Consider the following 18,784-nt stretch of genomic DNA (forward strand, 5'->3'; position numbering starts at 1 on the left):
AAGTTCTAGATTAATAAGGGTTGAACCCGGTAGGTTTTGAAAACTTACCGGGTTTGGAAATTTATTTCTGAGCACTTACGTCATTCGGGTCTTGCTGTTTCGCCTTACGTTGGGCTTTAGATATGCGCCGGAAAAGTTCCGCGAAGCTGTTGTAATCGCGCTGGTAGACAACCGCTCCTCCCGTTTCAATCACCTGCACATCGGTTAAGGTTTCAGAAGCATCTTGTTTAAAGCCCCGCACCCGCAAGCGGCCATCGGGTAATACCAAATATTCTACGGAGAAGTTACCGGCGAAACCGCCGCCGCTGTTTTGTTCACTGCTTTGGCTCCGGCCTTCTAAGCCTACGTTGGTACCTACTCTAAACTGCAGCCGGTCGTTAAAGAACTGACGACGTACAGCTACGTTTAAATCGGTCCGGTTCTGCGAGGACCCGGTTGAATAATCTTCGTAGGTATTTAATCCTAACTCCAGACCTAAGCCGCCGGCGTATCGGTTGGTTAAATTATCTAACTGATCGTTAAGCACATCGCTTAAACTGTTGCGGATAGTACCTTCTAAACCACCGCCTCCGGACGATTGCAGTGGATCAGGCGCCAGGAACCGGTTGAGCACTAACAAGGCAAATACTTGTTTGTTCATTTCCGATGGTTCGCTGCGTAATTGTTGAATGGCGGGGTAGGCGGCGGTAGCTGCCGGCGAAGAGGCGCGTTCCTCTTCCGGAATATCAATATCAAACGTAATATCTGGTTTGAGTAAAGCGTTTTTAACATTTACGTACACCAAAAACGGTACCTTTTGCTTGAATCTTTCATCCTGGCTACCTGGTGTCTGACTGGCTAACAGCTCTCGGGGGCTGTTTCTACCTTGTATACGGCTCTTAAATCAGCGGTAGCTTCTAATGGGTCGCCTAACCAGGTAATGGTACCGCCTTCGGCAAATTCCAGTTCCCGTTTTACGTTTAAGAAACTCAGCCGGTATTTACCTTCTTTTATGGTATAGGTACCCGTTAAATCCATGCTGCCCCCGGATCAATGCCAAAATTGAGCTTGGTATTGCCGCGCACATCCAGGAAGTCGCCGGTAATGGGGTCTACAATAACGGTAAATAAAGTTTTATCCGTTAAATTAATGGTAGCCGCTAATTCAAAGCCACTCATAGCCACATCTTGGGTAGTATCTTCTTCGGTTTCCACTAGCTGGTTCTGTCGGCGGCGCATACTTACAAACTGCACAATACCTTCCTGCGATTGCTCCGTGGCTTCGTTTGGCAATACCATCGTTAACCGGGAACCATCTACCACGGTTACATCGGAATTAATAATAGGCGTGTTGATATCGCCTTGAATCCGGGTGCGGCTATCCAGAATCAGTTTGCCGTAATACAACTGGTAATTCTTTTCGTTGGAATTTATCGCCAGAAAATCATCGGTAGTAGCGGTTAAATCAAAACGATAATACACGTAATCCGGAGTATATACCGCGCCGGAAATAACGGCTTTGTTATTCAGGGAATCGAGAATAGTGAAATTATTAAACCGGATGCCTTCTTCGTTGAAGGAGATAGTTTCGTTAACTAAGCGGTAAGCCGAATTGTACATGGCTACCGTAAACGCGGCATTGTTAAAGGTGGCAGCTCCTCGGATGACCGGTTTACTGGTGCTACCCGTAATGGTAAAATTGCCGCCTACGTTACCCGATACCCGTTTTAACATGCCGGCGCTAAATCCTTCGACCATAGCCATGTTTATGCTGCCAATCGTAGCCGTTAAGTTCAGGGCATTGGTAGTATCCTGCGCCAGGTAATAACCGGTAACGTTGGCGTTGTTGCCATTACCGCTCAAACTGGCGTTTACATTGTAGCGGGTTGTTTCGGGGTTGCTGGCCTGCACGGTAATATTGCCGATGGGAATACCCGTATAGGCTAAATTCGTTACCGAAGCATCGGAGGTAAAGCGTAAAGCTTTCATGATATCCCGTAATACTACGTTCCCGTTCAGCACCCCGGCCACTAATAAAGTATCCGGACTTTGCTGGATGGAGCGCGAAATGTAACCTAAGTCGAAATTTCCGAAATTAACCTCCAAGGGAGCGTTTACGGTATTGGTGCCCTGGCTATTGATGGACAGCGAACTGTTACCGTAGGATAGGCGCACATTGCGGGCAAAAATATTGTTGTCCTGGTATTGAATGTAGTTATCCGGCGCTACGGTCCATTTTTCGCTGTTAATAATTAATTCGTCGGGCGCAAAACTAAACCGGTAACCTTTGGCAATGGTAGAAAGTAATCCTCCTAAAGCAAACCTCGCCTGACCGTTATTATTCGAAATCTGAGCGTGCGTGCGCAGCGTGTTATTTTGTAAATCGGTCGTTAAAGCAATGTTGCGCACCTGCATCGACGAATCCGCCAGTTCCATTACGTTCATAGCAAAGGAAATTTTGTTGGGGTCGCTGTTAACATTTACCCGGGCGGTATCAATGTTGTAACTCAGGTACTTCAGGCCGGGGACGTTGGCATTTATTCGTAAATTTTGACCAGCGCTGGCGTAGGAGCCGGCGAAAGTGCTGGGCCGTAACCGTTTTAAATCCGGTACGAAGGCCCGGATAACCCGCGACCGCCGCAGCTTAAAGTTAAACTCAAAATCCTGTAAGTTGACGGGCGAGGTAAAAGGCGCTTCCTGAATATCGAAATAGCCATCGATAAACTTCTGCAAGGCCACCGGCAAATCGGTTAAGCTGTTGTTACCCCGGAAAAAACCCGAAAGAATACTCGACTGCAACCGGATATCGGTACGGCCAATGGCATTATTTAACTGCATCTGTAAGGTATCAATCGGGTAATTGCGTTTGTTCTGGCGCATCAGTAAATTGCTAATACCCAAGGTTCCTTTCATTTCGTCCGGCGTTGCTCCACTTAAATCGGCGCTTATTAAGCCGCGTAAGGTAAAATCGGTAGCATAGAAATGCAGCGCCTTTAGATTAGCATTATCTATATTTAAGTTAGCGCGGTAAACGGGTACTTTCTCGTTGCGTAAATCAAAATTTCCATCCAGATTAAAGGCTAAATTCGAATCTTTCATATTACCGGTTACCGCGTACACGTTCCGGTCGATGTTGCCTTTCAGGTTCACATCTTTGTATTGGTATTTATTGTAGAAAGCTTCCTGCACGGTAGCCGTAAAATCGGCCTGCATTTTTTCCGGACTGAAACCACTTCCGGCGGCTGTAGCCGTTGCCGTAACAGTACCCAGCGTAGGTTCTTGTTTTAGTAAACGGCCAACGTTAAACCGGATTAAGCGAGCAGTAGCGTTAAAGCGTTCTCCGGGTTGAAGTTGCGCTTCTACGCGGCCATTGCCAAAGGAGGTAACAATATTGGCATTGGTAATAAAGTTTTCGAGCGAGCCGTTGAAGCTGCCAGCAAGTTTTAGATTTTCCGGTAATCGGATAGTAGTAGGTATAGTGCCTTTGGGTAGTAAATTCACCAAGGCCGTGCGTGAGGTAGAAAAGTTCGCAATTTGTAAATTCATCCGCAGCCGGTCCGGATCAGTGGCATTGTGAATAGTTCCGCTGGCCGCCAAAGCTGTACCCCCGGCAGCAGTAACCCGAAGATTGTTCAGAGCAAGATTTTTTAGGGTACCTCGTACTCCTCCCGAAAGAGCAATACTACTGGGCAAAGAAATATCTTTCGGCATGGTGCCGGGCGGTAGTAGGGCTAATACATCGGTGCGCGTAGTTCTAAATTCGTTTACGCGTAAATCCAAAGCGCCTTTATTCACGAAATCCAGCATTTGCTTCAGGTTACCGGTCAGGTTGATGGCCGTGCCCGTCAGGCCTTGCAGCCGGAATTTATCGGCATTTAAATTATCCAAACGGCCAAACAAGCGACCATCCAACGTGATGGAGCGGTTGGTAATTTTCCGGAAAGAAGGATTTTCGGCCAGAGTAGGAGCAAAATATAACACATCCTGTAAGCCAATAATTGAGTTTTCCAGGTCGGCATCAATCCGCAGTTGGTTGATATCTTCCCCGATTGTGGTTAAAGACGGATACCCTAAAGCGAAGCTCGGGCGTAAGTGACTTTCGCCGGTTTGCAGGTCCAGGTTGGTTAAAGACGCACGGGTAGAATCGACGTTAATGTTGGCCGCGAAATTATTTAACCGGAAACCGCTTTTTTCCTGTAAGGTTAACTGGTTTAAATCGGCAGTAATTCGGTCGGTGCTGTAATACAGGTCATTTAGATCGAGGTTGATATTTTTAAAAGCCAGGTGGTTAAAGTCCATGCCGGTCTTTTGTTCGGGCGTGTTATAATTGCCAAAATCAACGTTTAAATTACCCACGTTTAAATCGCCGAGCGTGACTACCCAGTTTAAGGTATCTCCGGCTGTTGCTTCGGCGGCACTGTCAATTTTTGCCGCGGTTTTGGCCGGGTTAATCGCTAGTGAGTCGGGAGAGGTATTTTTATCCTGGAAGTAAGCAAAATAAGCATTATTCAGATCAAAGCGTTTTAAATCGATCCGGGCATTTTTCAGGTCAATTTTATCCGCAGCCAGTTCCGATTTTTTTACGTCCAGAATAATCCGTTGCGCGGCTACCTTGTTATTAAAATTAAATTTAATGTTCTCGAGGTTTACTTTCCGGAGGCCAATATCTAAAGTAGTAGAATCGGTAGTGGTGGTATCGGGGACAACCTTGCTCTGGGTAATGTTGGCGTAGCTGTTGCGGAGCGTTACTTCCCCAATATGGTACAACGATTTCTCGGGGTTAAATTCGTCCATGTTTGCCGAAGCAAAGCCTATCCGGGTGCGAATGTCATTGCCACCCACTTCGTCGGCCATGGTAAAGAAAATATTGTTCAGTTGCAGGGTACCCACTTTGTACTCCCAAGGCGTACCGGCGGCGGTATCTACGGGAGCGGCGGTAGTATCGCCGGCAAAAGCCGCGATAATAAAGTCGTAGTTGGTGGCGCTATCGGGCATGGTAGAACTAATGTGCACCGTGGCTTCGTCGAGCTTCACCGAACTAACGTTGATCTGGTTTTTAAGTAATCCGAAAATATTAATGTCTACTCCCAGCCGGCCGGCATAGAGCAGTGTATCGCGCTTTTGATCTTCGAGATAAAATTCTTTTAAAACCAAACTATTGCGCCAATCGGTAGTGAAACCGCCGATAGTTACTTTGGTATGTAAAGTTTTAGCCAGGTAACTAGCGCCTTTTTGAGCGGCAAAACGCTGTACACCCGGAATCTGGAGAGCAATAACGATCAGGAGAACCAGGGCCAGCGGCACACCGATAATCCATAGTAAGGCTTTTAAAAGCCGACGCGGAGTTCTACTTAAAGGTGAAATATGTTTAATAATTAAATTTAACAGGACGAAATCAAGCTTTCTACGGATTAATTTAAAGAAAGGTGCTATTTTGTTAAATCAAAGCTAAAAGATGAATCCCCTTAGCTAAATGGAGCGGGAGTATTATACGTATTTAGAAGCTTAATTCCGGTAAAAGGAAGAGTTTTGGGACAGTAAGATTCTAATTTTTAAATTTATTGGATGCCTAAACTTATAATTAGGTTACATAAGGAAATACATTTCGCTGTTTCCAGTTGGCAACCGGCGAAAACTGGTCTTTTATTTCTTTTCTGAACATTTATAATAACTGCCACGGTCCATTGGCACGGGCAGTTCCTTGCGCATACGGGAGGGTAGTATCCCCGAAGGTTAGTTAATGGAAGTTTATTAGATCTACCCATGCGCCCGGGAATAGACTGACTGGTAAGCTAATCTATTTAGGAGAAATTACCGCAAAAATTACGTACTACAGCCGCAACGGAAAGGACGGATAAAGATATAAATAACCCCCAAAATTTAGAAGCTTACTGAGTCTGGTATATTTCCTTCCGCAATGTTATTGAATGCAATAGTAGAATGAAAAAATAGGTTTTACTGACTTTGCGGAAAGCTGTTTGGAACTGGTAAAACGTTGCTTTAGCCGGGTACTTCTTCTATAACAGATAATTATTTATTTTAACGCAGGTTTACTTTTAGTCATTCTACTGGGATAGGTGCTTATCGCTTTTTAATATTTTAAGCTGATGGCGACCAATTATTTGGTTTTAGGCGATTGTATGGTGTCACTTATTGTTGTATTCAAGCGGATTATGCCCACTGCTTCGCTCACGGGTTCGGCAACCAGATTCGCTTTTAACGTGTAAGGGCCCGATAAATTGCTTGTTTGATTTAAAGAATCTGCCGGTACTCGTTCGATTGCAGTAGCGGAGGGCAGAGAAAGAGAAGTTACCTGCTGCGCTTTTACCCGTAAATCTTTCGGCAGACTTCCGGCCGCGGCCAGATAGGTTTTTAATTGCACATTTACTTTCAAATCGCGGAGGTAAAAATCAAAATTATTTGGATTGGTAATAGCCAAGGTTAAAATTAGCCGCTGGTGCCGAAAACCAATGTCCTCGGTTTTTACTGCCGTAATTCGGGGTGCCGATAGCACGGGTAGAACAATCGGTAACTTTCTGGTTACGTTAAAAGTCCGGCGACCCAGTAAAGGTAAGTTGCAGTGAACCTGGAACCGGGCTTCTACCGAATCTTGGCGGGCTATCTGTTGCTGCACCAAATTGCCTGTTTGTTTAAACTGAAGGCTTACCGGCAGGGTGATGCGTTGGATTTTTCCGGTTTGGCTATTTTGCTTTAAATTTTGCTCCCCAAACGTAATACTTTGGCCGTAAAGCCGGAAATCATACTTTAGACGATAGATAAACACCGGAACTATTTTAGAAGTAGCATCGAATTGTACCTTCATGGTAGCTTTTTGGTTGGTAAGGTAAACATCAGTTACCCGAATGTTATTTATTTCTGGAACTACGTAGGTGAGTAGTTTTTCGCGGGGAGTAAAAGCATATACCACTACTCCGACTATGAAAAGTAAACCCACCAAAATGCCCGTTATTTGCAGAAATCGTTTCATTGGCTTATAGGCAGCTTCAACATGTTACTTTCCAGATTACTCTTTCGGCCGCAAAATGTTGAAGAGATTGGAACAAGTGATTGGTATACGCCAAATTAGAATCTGAGACCGGGTAATAACGTAGTGTTTTAGAAGAATAAAAATAAGGAAAGTCTGGTTTAAATATAGATTTGGATAAGAATGCCTTTCCGTTTGGGAATACAGTTACTAGTACCCGTAACATTCGCTAATAATGAAAAACGAAAAAGCCGGTAATTCTTTGGTTCTACCAACAATTACCGGCTTTATAATTATACAGAACGTGGTTTAAGCTACCATTTTGCCCGTTTTTTTCAGGTACTTTACAAAAAGATAAATTATTAATAATACCGGTAAAATAACAAAAAGCAAATTATTGCGGGTGTCTTCGCTGGAGTTGGTTAACTGCGGATACTTAAACAAAAGAATTAAAGTAATACCCACCAACCATACAAATTGGGTGTTGTATTCTTTTAAAATCCAGCGGTTCGCGTTAAAATGCATGCCTTCAAAGGTTTTGCTTATTCCATTTAAGTTGGGAATCCAGCGGTTTACGCGCTGGCAATAAGCATCAAACTGCGCCCCGAATTTATTACGTAAGAAATTTTCTTCGGCCAGCACAATGGCCTGATAAATAAACAGGAAAAGCGGAATAAGAATACCCACGTAAATAAGCGAGTTCGATAAAATGCCTACCCCAAGCAGCATTAGAATATTGCCTACGTAAAGCGGGTTGCGGCAATGGTTAAAAATACCTTCGGTAACCAACTTTTCGGCGTACACTTTTTTGTCTTTTCCGCCCCGGATTATGTACGCTAAACCAATGGTAGCTCCCCGGATAGCCTGACCGGTTATTGTCACCACTAAGCCAATAATAATGGGCCACCAATAATAATTCTCGCCGAAATTTTCCGGGGTAAAAATATCCGGCGACGGAATAAACAGCGCTAAATACAGAAAAATAAAAAGCAGGTTACGGTACTTAAAAAAGAAATTACCTATGGTTACCATATTTTTTAATTTTTTACGGCAATTAAGCCCGAGAAATTATACCATTTAAAAAATACTTCGCAATGGCCGAAGCCAGCGTCGCGCAGCATGTGGATATTTTCGGATAGTTTGTAAGGAATTAATACATTTTCTAAAGCTTCGCGTTTCTGCGAAATCTCTAACTCACTATATTGGTTACGGCGTTTGTGATTATAATAATACTTGATAAACTCGCGGTTAAATACGCTATCTTCGGCCAGAATTTTTTCTACCAGAATTAAAACGCCGCCGGGTACTAAGCCCGATAGAATGGTTTTTACCAGTTTTTCCCGGAAAATAGGCCGCACAAACTGCAAAGTTAAACACAGCACAACTACCGAAGCATTCTGAATATCTACGTTTACGTTTAAATCGGCTACCTGCAAATCATAAGGCCGCTCAAAGCCGGCTTCTTTTAATTTAGAGTCGCATTTTTCCAGCATTTCTACCGCATCATCCACCCCAATAAATTTAATATCCGGCGGTATTAACGTGTTCATGCCAATCATGGTGGTACCGGTAGAACAACCTAAATCGTAGACATTGGTACCGGGTTGCACAAAGTCGGCGGCAAGTTCGGCAATCATGCGCTGCATTTCGCCGTAAAACGGCACCGACCGGTTTACCATATCATCGAATACGCCGGCCACTTTTGCGCTGAATTTAAAGTCAGAAACTTTATTAATCTCTTCTTTAAAAACTTCGTCCTTTTCTTTTTTACTTCTGAATCCATGTAAAATTAAGTGCTGGAAATAATGGAATAAAAGCCGCTTTTTGCGTTACTAAAGAATTAATTTTAAAAATCTTAAATAAATTGGGTGGTATTAAGAAGCTAGCCAATTTATTTGAATTAGTAACAAAACAAGCCTTTAACGGGGCAATTTAATTAAATTTTGTATTTGCTCCGTTTAATACCTTAAAATATTGTTGGTGCGTGCAGACTGATTACTTCTCTTTTAAAAGTTCGTATTGAGGCTGTAATAGTGAATCACACTTTCTTTGGTGCTGGCAATTTCACCGTAGGTAAGAGTGATATTTTCGCCGTTCCATTCCAATACATTATCAAAGGATTCTACCCAGGGATACAGCCGTTCGCCCTCGCCGTATAAGCTTTCGAGCAAGTTCACAAATTTGCGGCTGTTTTCTACGCCATTAAGCGTAATAAAAATGTGGCTGAGTCGGTCTTTATAAAAGGCATAGGTAATATCGGCAAATTCTACGCCTTTCATGGTTAATACGTCGGTTTTACGGCGGTAATATTTGGTATTACCTTCGGTTTCGGTGAGCACCAGGTTCCGGAAAGATTTAACGGAAGCTCCTAAGCGAGCATCGCGGAATCCATTGCGTTTTTCGAGCTGAGCAATGCTTTGACCATAAGAAGAAAAAGAAACAAGGAAACTAAAAAATAAAATAAATCTGAATAATCGAATCATCCCGGATAGCTTTCGTCGTATTTCCGGCAAAATTAATTATTATTTTTTACTCTGAAACGGTTTAAAAATTAAGGTAAGAATTAGTTAAACGAATTATAAAATAATTTTAAATTTTATTACAGTACTGGGAATTTTTTGGAAACCTTTTAAGTTAAAAATCAAATTGTTATTACTTTATTAATTTATTGTTGTTTTATTTTTACCTTTGTAAAAAAACGATAACGAAAACCCGAGCACTAACTATAAAAGAATACCTATCTAATTTAACTAAACTATGACTAATCTTTCAACAACTGACGCGAAGAAGATGGTAAAAACAGTTAGAAACAATTGGCTTTTTGTTCAGGAAAACGAAGCACTTTCAGCGGGGTCTGGTTGGAACGAAGGTTATCAGTCTTCTAATAAATTTTTATATTTTTCAGAAGCTGTTTCCACCTTACCGGAAAAAGAACTTACAAAACGAATTAGCTTAATTAATTAGAAAATAGATTAGTCTGTTAATTTTAACAAAAGCCCCGCGCCCGATAAAAATTATCGGGCGCGGGGCTTTTGTTATTTAGGGAAAAATTTACTTTCGTTATCAGGTTAGATTTTTCTCTGCTTAATATATCCAAAAAATGACTTGCAGCATACTTGTAAAGCTACCCGGCATTCTTTTCAACGGGCGACTTATTAGAAAATGGTTTTGGGAGCAAAGGAACGGAAGAATTTTAATGAACGACCGGAATTTCTTTAAACTGCTTCCGGAAAATATAATACACCGGCACACCTAAACCAACCAGAATTAAACCGGCCCCCGCATACGCCGGCTGAAACAATAATAACACCAGGCAAATGCCGGAAGTAAGAACCACGTAAATAGCCGGAAGAACGGGATAACCCAAAGCCCGGTAAGGCCGGGGTCGCTCAGGTTGCGTCCGGCGCAGAATAAAAATACCGATAATGGTAATAATGTAAAAAAGCAGCACCGCAAACATGACGTAATTTAACATGTCGCCGTACTTGCCCGAAACGCACAATAAACAGGCCCAGGCGGTTTGGCAATGCAAGGCTACGGCCGGTACGCCGTTTTTATTTAAACGGGCTAACTGCGGAAAAAACAAACCATCGCGGGCAATGGTGTAATAAACGCGGGCTCCGGAAAGCATAACGGTATTGATGCAGCCAAACGTAGAGACCATTATTAAAAAAGCAATGAACAAGGTAGCTTTAGGCCCGCCTACCGCTTCGGCGACGGCCGTTCCTACCCGGTCGTCGGCAGCAAACTGAATGCCGCGGCTTAGTACGGTAGCGCCTTCCGGCGAGCCTTGCAAGGGCAATACCAACAAGTAAACTACATTTACCAGGGCGTACAATACCGTTACGACAATGGTACCGATTACCATACTCAGCACAATAGTACGCTTGGGATTTACAATTTCATCGCCCGAAAAACCAATCACGTTCCAGCAATCGCTCGAGAACATAGAACCAATCATGGCCAGGCCAATGGCAATTAATAAACCGGAGCCGGCTAAAGGTAGGGGAGCGGTAGAGTTGGCGGTTACTTGTTGCGCCTGCCAAAAATTACTGAAATTAGCCTGTACTACGTCGGCATTCATGCCAAACGCAACGCCTAAAACAATCAGGGCCAGCAAAGCCAGAATTTTAGTACTACTGAAAATATTAGCAATCCATTTCCCACTTTTTACGCCGCGCGCATTTATAAAATTAAGCAACAGCAACACGCTAACCGCTAATAATTGCACGGTGGTAAACGAAAAACTACCCACGGTAAATAAAACATTCGTTTCCGAAAACCAAGGTAAGAATACCCCTGTGAAACGGGCAAAAGCCATGGCGACCGCTGCAATTACTCCCGTTTGAATTACCAGAAAAAGAGTCCAGCCGTAGAGGAAAGCTACCATTTTGTTGTAGGCTTCGCGCAGGTACACGTACTGTCCGCCCACATTCGGGAACATAGACGAAAGCTCGCCGTAACTCAGGGCCGCAATAATGGTAATAAAACCGGACAGCAGCCAAACTAACAATAACCAACCCGCCGAACCTACCAGCCGCGCAATGTCGGCGCTAACAATAAAAATTCCGGAGCCAATCATGCCCCCGGTTACTATCATAATTGCGTCGAATAATTTTATTTCTCTTTTAAAACCTGTCGTGTTTTCTGCCATTAATCTAAAAATAAAGGGAAGATGTTGTGCGTACCTACGGAAAAGGAAAGATACACTGATTTTTTTTAAGGAAAAATTCCATCTACGTGTCTAGTCACGCGCGGTAAGTTGTTTTAATGAACGGCTTTTAAGTTCTTTCCATTCTCCTGGCTAATATATCTATTACAAATAATGTTTTTGTAAATAAATGATACCGGCCCTGAATACGGGTTTTTTAGATGTTCTAAAGAAATTCTTCCACCGCCAGCCCTAACTTACCGAAGGCAATTTTAGCAATGGCAGTTTTGAAAAATAAGTAAGGTAAATAGCCCGGATAAATGCAAATTCTGAAACTCCGGTTAAGGTTCATACGCCAAAAATGAATAAGTTTGCGGCAGATTTTTGACGGTTACCCGAAGCCATTAAAAATTGGGATACAGTTAGGGTGAACACCTGCGTTCTGAAAGAGAGTCAGTCTAAGATCGGGCGAAAAAAATAGCGTTTATACCGGAATTCATGATCAGAAGCTTTTATATCCAGGACAACGAACTACATTGGGAGAAAAACCCGACTAAGTTTTTGCCAGACGGAGACAAACAAATTATTTGGGTTGATTTGCAGTCGCCGTCGGCGGAAGAAATGAAACACGTAGAAAAGCATTTCGGCATCGAGTTCTTTACCGCTCAGGAAGCGGCCGAAATTGAAAGCAGCTCGCGTTATTTCGAAGACAGCAGTGGGTTCGAAGCCAATAGTGCTTTTGTGGTGTACGAGAGCGCTTCTTATACCACCCGCCAGATATCTTTTATTTTAAAGGACGACTTGCTTTTTACCCTGCGGCGCGCCGACCTGAAATCGTTTGCCGAAACGGTCCGGAAAATCAAAACTTTTAAAAAAGGCACTACTACCAAAGCCATTCAGATTTGGATCTTGCTCCTCGAAACGCAGATCGATTACGATGCCGACTTTATCGAATATTTAACCCGCACCACCAATACGGTTAGTAAAAAGCTGGTAAAGGAAAAATCTATTCAGGAAGAAAACCTGCTGCGCATTACCGAATTGCAGGAAAATACCATTCTTATTCGCGAAAGTATCGTGGATAAACAGCGCCTGGTATCGTCGATGTTAAAAAGTTTTCAGGTAGAAGAGCCGGAAAAAGAGCGTTTACGGATTATCATTAAAGACATAAACTCGTTGCTGCAGCACACGCAGTTTAGCTTTGAGCGCCTCGAATATCTGCAAAATACCTTCCTGGGTCTGGTAAATATTGAACAAAACCAGGTAATTAAAATATTTACGGTAGTTACCGTGGTTTTTATGCCACCCACGCTTATTGCCAGTATCTACGGGATGAACTTTAAATACATGCCCGAATTAAATTGGTGGGCGGGTTACCCCCTGGCCTTAGCTTTAATGGTATTTTCGTCGCTGGCTTTTTTGTGGTATTTTAAACGCAAAAAGTGGCTGTAATACTTTAGATGCTAGACTCTAGACGTTAGACACTAGATGTTAAATCAATCTCACCAATATATTATTTCGTTACCTACAATCAGATAATTCAAAAAAAAGTCTAATATCTAGCATCTAAAGTCTAGCGTCTTTTTACTTACGAGTCGCTTTTACTTGCCACAGCATACTGCGGTTCTGGTAAAGAACGGTATTCTGCGCTTCCAGTTTACTGCCTTGTATGGTCCCCTTCATAGTGAAAGGAATGTCGCCGTTCGGCGCTTTTAACCTACCTTCATAAATAAAGTTCGAGCCATTTAATTGGGCTTTGGTAATATCCGTATCGCTGTCTAAACTGATTTCGTTCGAGGTGATATGGCCCGTGTAGCCGGCGTTGCCACCTCTTTGGATGGTTAATACTCCCGTAATGGTTTCTTGCTGTTCGTTCGTCATGACGTAATCCCAGGAACCGCTCAGATCGGCGTGTTCGGCGGGTTGACTATTGGTAGATGCCGGAGAGATAGAATTGCTGCTACTGTTGTTAACCGATGCCGAAGTCGGTTTCTGACTGGCGCAGCCGCTTAGTAAACTAATACTTACTGCTAAACCTACAAACCAGGTGCGTACAGGTGTTTCCATGAAGAGATGGTATTTTTTGGTAATATATTAATTTCTAATTTATTTTTATCTGCTTACTCTATAAATCCTAAGTATATATCCGGCAGCTGTTTACCGCTTTAACTAGTGGTTCCGCCAGCAGCCGGCGCTATATTCACAGGTTCCGGCTCCGACCAGGCCGGTAAATTTTAAAAACTTTCTGCGGTTATTATTTATTTTACACTAAATCAAATTCCTGGGTGCGCTTTTAAATACCTGAAGTCCAAATTTTTATCTATTTTCAGATTCGTTTTAAGCTTTGAGCCAGCGGTCGAACCAGGCAAACGCTTCTTTTTGCATAGTTGCATCAAACTTGTGCGGCCCGGGGTGAAAAGAACATTTATAATGCTCACTAGCACCGGCTTTCTGGTAAATTTCGGTTAGTATTTTATCGGCTCGCTGCATTTCCGGTAGGGTAAATAAAGTGTCGTGGGTATTGTTTAAGACTAAAGTGGGCAGCGGGGTTCGTAATCCTAAAATCTCCGGGAAATCTAATTCGTTAGGCAGCAGGGGAACATAGGTCATCCAGGTGTGCGTAAACGATTTATGCAGCACTAAATCCTGCCAAGTAGTCATAAACCCAATCGGTACCGCGCATTTAATTCGGGAGTCCAGGCCGCCCATCATCACGGTGCGCAAACCTCCCCCGGACAAACCGCCGCAGCCAATCTGGTTAACATTCACCTCCTGGCGGGCACATAATATGTCCAGCGCAATCTGATCTTCGGCAAAAAATACCCCCGGCCAGGTAGTGCCGGCGCTAAATAACGATTTGGCCATTACATGTTCGTGCTCTCCCGCCCATTGGTTATAAGCGGCAATATTTTTAGCATTTTCCGGTTCCTGATCGGTCAAACCTTGGCGCATGGATTCCGGAACATCTTGCAGCATTACTCTCCGGCTGGCAAAGGTGAAAGCATCGGGCACCAAAACTACGTAGCCGCGTTTAGCTAGCTCGTTAGCCCAGGCAAAACCACTGTAATATCGTTGCTGGTGTTCGGTCATTAAAGCATGGGGCTGATCATTGGTACGGGTAATTTTGCGGGTGCCAAAGTATTTATTTCCACCGTGGTCGTGAAAAGCCAGAATACCGGGTAAAGGTTTTTTTGCTTGCTGTGGTTTGAGTAAAATAGCTTCTGTAGGGCGGCCATAAGGTAATTGCCAGCTTAGTTCCTCTACCTGCAAGCCATCATACGTATATTGTTTATTTATTTTAACCTCGGGTAATTTACGAATATGGGGAATGGCTAAACGTTCCGTTAAACGTTTTAAAGCCGTTTTTCGCCAGCTATTTAGGTTTACCCATTCTTTATTGCGAAAAGAAAAGGCCGGCAGTTTACTTTCCATTTGGGCAGCTACCCAAGGGCCGTATAAGCCGATAATACTTAAATCCGGCGCATCGGAAGGAGTAGGAGGAAAAGACTTTTCCGTAAATAGACTGGTTGCCTCGGAAGCAGCGGCCACTTCGGACAAAAAACCAGAACCTACTAAGCCCAGACCCGCCAGGCCAGTTGATTTTAAAAATTCTCTCCGTCTGTTTTTCATTTTTTAGAAAAGTGCTGATAGATCTGGATTTGGCTTGTTTAGTAAAGTTCAAAGGAAAGCTTTCGAAGCTAAAGGAAAATAGAATAAGGTTCCTGAATTAAAAAGATGGAAACATATTTTTAAATATAATCTTTTCTATTTCTTAATGGGGATAATATCGTAACCTTTTAGTATATTTTTCTGGTTTCCGAAGAAAAAACCTTCTCCAACCACTCATTGGCTTTTCCGGGTAAATAAACCGGATTAAATACTGGATATAACTCATTTTTTGCTTTTAAAACAGTTGTTTACCCGTGTATCTTTTTCTCCTAAATAGAAAATTCAGTTGGTTAAATTGCTAAGATTGAGGCAGGTATCCGGTAGGTCGCTAAGTAAGGAATTCTGATTGTTTATATCTTTTGCTTACCTTTTAATACATATTTTGCATGAAAATACGCTATTCTTACCCGCCTCTTCCCTGGTTAGTGTATTTGCTAATAGCACTTTGGGGAGGCACCATCCTACAGTGTAAACAGCAAAACAATGCTGCTCCAACGGGCGGAGTACCCCCAGAAAAGGCCCTGAGTACTTTTGAACTGGAACCCGGTTTTAAAATAGAGTTAGTGGCTGCCGAGCCATTAGTAGCCGATCCGGTGGCCATGGAGATCGATGAAAACGGCCGGATGTACGTGGTGGAAATGCACGGTTACCCGCTGGATAAAAGCGGCAGCGGCAAAATAAAATTACTAACCGATACGAATGGTGATGGCCGAATGGATAAAAGTACCACTTTTGCCGAAGGATTGATGCTGCCCACGGGAATTATGCGCTGGAAAAAAGGAGTATTGGTAACCGATCCTCCCACTGTTTTATACCTGGAAGATACTGACGGTGATAACCAGGCCGATGTGAAAAAAACAGTACTAACCGGTTTTGCCGTTTCCAATCCGCAGCATAATTTAAATAACCCTTTATTGGGATTAGATAACTGGATTTACGTAGGCCACGAATCGGCGGTAACGGCTAAAATTTACCAAGATGAATTTGGTGACGCTGGAAAAGATATCCTCTATCCGGATAAACCGAATGGTCCTCGCCTGATTAATAATGCCAGCGGCCGCAGTGTGCGCTTTCGGCCCGATGAGTATGCTTTGGAAATAACTTCCGGTGATACTCAGTTTGGTCATACTTTCGATACTTGGGGACGGCACTTTTTGGTTTCTAATGCCAATCATATTTTTCAGGAAGTAATTGCTGAGCCGTACCTCCGCCGTAATCCAGATTTACTCGTAACTGATGCCACTCAATCTTTATCAGATCACGAAAACGCCGCGGAGGTTTTTCCGATTACGAAAAATCCGGAGAACCAACTCTTAACCGATGTAGGGGTAATTACTTCGGCTTGTGCGATTACCTCTTACCAGGGCGGGGCCTTTCCGGAAGATTTTAATAGTAACGTAACGTTTGTGGCGGAGCCGGTTAGTAACTTGGTGCACGTAGACCGGCTGAAACCTAAAGGAGCCAGTTTTACGGCCAGTAGGTTGCGGCCCCATAAAGAATTTCTGGCTTCTACGGATGCCTGGTTTCGACCGGTAAATATGTATACTGGGCCGGATGGCGCGCTTTACCTGGTAGATTACTACCGGCAAATAATTGAGCATCCCGAATGGATGGCCGAAGACGTAGTTAAATCGGGGGCGCTTTACAATGGAACAGATAAAGGCCGTATTTACCGCATTAGTGCCGCCGATGCTAAACCTGTTGCCTGGACCAAAGAATTAAACCTGGGGAATGCTACCGATGAACAATTAGTTGCTAAGCTGGCCGAACCTAACATTTGGTGGCGGCGAAATGCCCAACGCTTACTCGTAGATAGAAAAAGTGAAAAAGTAATACCGGCTTTAAGGCAGATGGCGCAAAATAAAGCTGCTGCTCTCGGCCGGTTACACGCTTTATGGACTTTGGAAGGCATGCATCAACTCTCTCCCGATTTAATTATACAAGCTTTACAGGATTCGGAACCGGGTATCCGGGAGAACGCCATTAAGCTGGCAGAATTACACCTGAAAGAGGCACCGGACCTGGCGGCAAAACTTCTTTCCCTGCAAAACGATTCAGATGCTAAAGTACGCTACCAACTGCTCTGTACCTTAGGCTTTATCAATACGCCGCAGGTTAACCAGGTGAGGCAACAAATTTTATTTAAAGATCTAGCCGACGAATGGATACAGGTGGCGGCGCTTTCGGCTTCCTCCGGGCAAAATGCTGCTTTATTAGAAGCCGTGCTGGCCCAGTATAAACCGGGTAATCCGGCTTATGCTTCATTGGTGCAGCGTTTAAGTGCCCTGGTGGGGGCTAGGCAAGAGCCCCAAGCTATTCGCCAACTGCTGCAAAAAGCAACCACGACCATAGCGGAAGGACAAGAAGCTTGGCGAGCGCCGGTGCTAATGGGGTTAGCCCAAGGACTTAAAAACAGAAAAAGCTTACCGGCGGAACTGCAAACAGCACGGAATATACTTATCCAAACTTGCCTGGAACACCCCTCAGCATCGGTTCGGGAAGGTGCTCTTAAAATATTGCAAGTAACCAAACTGCCGGCTGGAACACTCACCCAGAAAGCCCGGCAGCAAGCCCAGCAAATAGCCAAAAACAAAAAGCTCCCAGAAGACCAAAGGGCTCTTGCTGTTGAATTTTTGGCCTTGGCGAACCCAAAACCTTATACTACTTTTTTAACGAATATAATTAATCCTCGCGAACCCTTGCCCGTGCAATTGGCCGCTTTACACACGCTAAGTGTTATTCCGGATCTTACGGTGAGCCGCTACGTTATGCAAAAATGGTCTACGCTTACCCCGGAAATAAGAGATGCTGCCATAAACACTTTTATGAAGAACCCGCAACGAATTAGCTTACTGCTCGATGCCTTGGAAACGAATAAAATTCAGGCGGCTACCATTGGCTGGCCCCGCAGTGTAAGTTTGATGGCCCAGGAAGACGAAAAACTTAGAAACCGCGCCCGGGCTTTACTAACTAAAAAAGAAAACAAACGCCAGGAGGTAATTCAGGAATATCAAACCGCTTTAAATTTGCAGGGAGATCGGGTTCAGGGCAAAGCCGTATTTCAAGGTAATTGCTCCGTTTGCCACCAAATGAGAGGAAGCCAAGGCGTAGCTTTTGGCCCGGATTTAGGAACCGTGCATAATTGGCAGCCAGCCGGTATCATGACCAATATTTTAGATCCCAATCAGTCTATCTCGGATGGCTACGATATGTGGGAGGTCGCCCTTATAAACGGTAAATCCATACAAGGAATTATTGCCACGGAATCGCCTAATGCGCTGACGTTGCGCAATGCGGGCGGCCAGGTGACAACCATTGCCCGCCCGGATATTAAAGCTTTAAAAGCGTTAGGTCTGTCGGCGATGCCAACCGGGTTGGAAAAGAAAATTAATCAGCAGCAAATGGCCGATCTTTTGGCTTACCTCCGGCAGGTAGACTAGTTTTTATGAGTTTTAGAGCAAATAAATTAAATTTCTAAACTGGATTGCCTTATTCTTTCAG

Annotated in this window: 13 protein-coding genes; 3 read left to right on the top strand and 10 right to left on the bottom strand. The window is 43.7% G+C overall.

All coding sequences use genetic code 11. The annotated features are described in order from the left end of the window. Window positions 1-61: 61 nt before the first annotated feature. The 7 genes from AHMF7605_RS21180 to AHMF7605_RS21210 form a co-directional block, all read right to left on the bottom strand. Window positions 62-871 (bottom strand): translocation/assembly module TamB domain-containing protein, encoded by an 810-nt coding sequence (locus tag AHMF7605_RS21180; RefSeq protein WP_106932008.1) that lies wholly within the window; start codon window positions 869-871, stop codon window positions 62-64. Next, a complete protein-coding gene (locus tag AHMF7605_RS21185; protein ID WP_106932009.1) occupies window positions 838-1,017 on the bottom strand; it encodes a translocation/assembly module TamB domain-containing protein in 180 nt (59 codons plus the stop codon). The genes AHMF7605_RS21180 and AHMF7605_RS21185 overlap by 34 nt, the downstream gene beginning before the upstream one ends. Beyond that, window positions 1,008-5,282 (bottom strand): translocation/assembly module TamB domain-containing protein, encoded by a 4,275-nt coding sequence (locus AHMF7605_RS21190; RefSeq protein WP_106932010.1) that lies wholly within the window; start codon window positions 5,280-5,282, stop codon window positions 1,008-1,010. The genes AHMF7605_RS21185 and AHMF7605_RS21190 overlap by 10 nt, the downstream gene beginning before the upstream one ends. 814 nt (window positions 5,283-6,096) lie before the next feature. Further along, on the bottom strand, window positions 6,097-6,966 hold the full coding sequence (locus tag AHMF7605_RS21195) for an NDR1/HIN1-like protein (RefSeq protein WP_106932011.1): 870 nt from the start codon (window positions 6,964-6,966) through the stop codon (window positions 6,097-6,099). A gap of 306 nt (window positions 6,967-7,272) precedes the next feature. Further along, window positions 7,273-7,995, bottom strand: coding sequence for a methyltransferase family protein (locus AHMF7605_RS21200; RefSeq protein WP_106932012.1), 723 nt, complete (start codon window positions 7,993-7,995; stop codon window positions 7,273-7,275). A 5-nt stretch (window positions 7,996-8,000) separates the two neighbouring features. Beyond that, on the bottom strand, window positions 8,001-8,753 hold the full coding sequence (gene cmoA, locus AHMF7605_RS21205) for a carboxy-S-adenosyl-L-methionine synthase CmoA (protein ID WP_106932013.1): 753 nt from the start codon (window positions 8,751-8,753) through the stop codon (window positions 8,001-8,003). 216 nt (window positions 8,754-8,969) lie between these two features. Then, window positions 8,970-9,446, bottom strand: coding sequence for a hypothetical protein (locus AHMF7605_RS21210; protein ID WP_106932014.1), 477 nt, complete (start codon window positions 9,444-9,446; stop codon window positions 8,970-8,972). A gap of 274 nt (window positions 9,447-9,720) precedes the next feature. Here AHMF7605_RS21210 and AHMF7605_RS21215 point away from each other — a divergent pair, with 274 nt between their 5' ends. Continuing rightward, a complete protein-coding gene (locus tag AHMF7605_RS21215) occupies window positions 9,721-9,927 on the top strand; it encodes a hypothetical protein (protein WP_106932015.1) in 207 nt (68 codons plus the stop codon). 229 nt (window positions 9,928-10,156) lie between these two features. On the opposite strand, the gene AHMF7605_RS21220 is transcribed toward AHMF7605_RS21215, so the two are convergent. Next, window positions 10,157-11,617 carry an APC family permease gene (locus AHMF7605_RS21220; protein ID WP_106932016.1) on the bottom strand — a complete coding sequence of 487 codons (1,461 nt, stop codon included), beginning with the start codon at window positions 11,615-11,617 and terminating at the stop codon, window positions 10,157-10,159. A 495-nt stretch (window positions 11,618-12,112) separates the two neighbouring features. Between AHMF7605_RS21220 and corA the strand changes: the two genes are divergently transcribed. Next, window positions 12,113-13,066: a magnesium/cobalt transporter CorA gene (gene corA / locus AHMF7605_RS21225; protein ID WP_106932017.1), complete on the top strand. Its 954-nt coding sequence runs from the start codon at window positions 12,113-12,115 to the stop codon at window positions 13,064-13,066. A 132-nt stretch (window positions 13,067-13,198) separates the two neighbouring features. On the opposite strand, the gene AHMF7605_RS21230 is transcribed toward corA, so the two are convergent. After that, window positions 13,199-13,681, bottom strand: a complete 483-nt coding sequence (locus AHMF7605_RS21230; protein ID WP_106932018.1) for a hypothetical protein — start codon at window positions 13,679-13,681, stop codon at window positions 13,199-13,201. 270 nt (window positions 13,682-13,951) lie between these two features. Then, window positions 13,952-15,244, bottom strand: a complete 1,293-nt coding sequence (locus AHMF7605_RS21240; protein WP_158267577.1) for a dienelactone hydrolase family protein — start codon at window positions 15,242-15,244, stop codon at window positions 13,952-13,954. A gap of 425 nt (window positions 15,245-15,669) precedes the next feature. Here AHMF7605_RS21240 and AHMF7605_RS21245 point away from each other — a divergent pair, with 425 nt between their 5' ends. Next, window positions 15,670-18,723, top strand: coding sequence for a PVC-type heme-binding CxxCH protein (locus tag AHMF7605_RS21245; RefSeq protein ID WP_106932019.1), 3,054 nt, complete (start codon window positions 15,670-15,672; stop codon window positions 18,721-18,723). Window positions 18,724-18,784 lie beyond the last annotated feature (61 nt).

Origin of the sequence: Adhaeribacter arboris (genome assembly GCF_003023845.1) — a bacterium.
Classification (GTDB): Bacteria; Bacteroidota; Bacteroidia; order Cytophagales; family Hymenobacteraceae; genus Adhaeribacter; species Adhaeribacter arboris.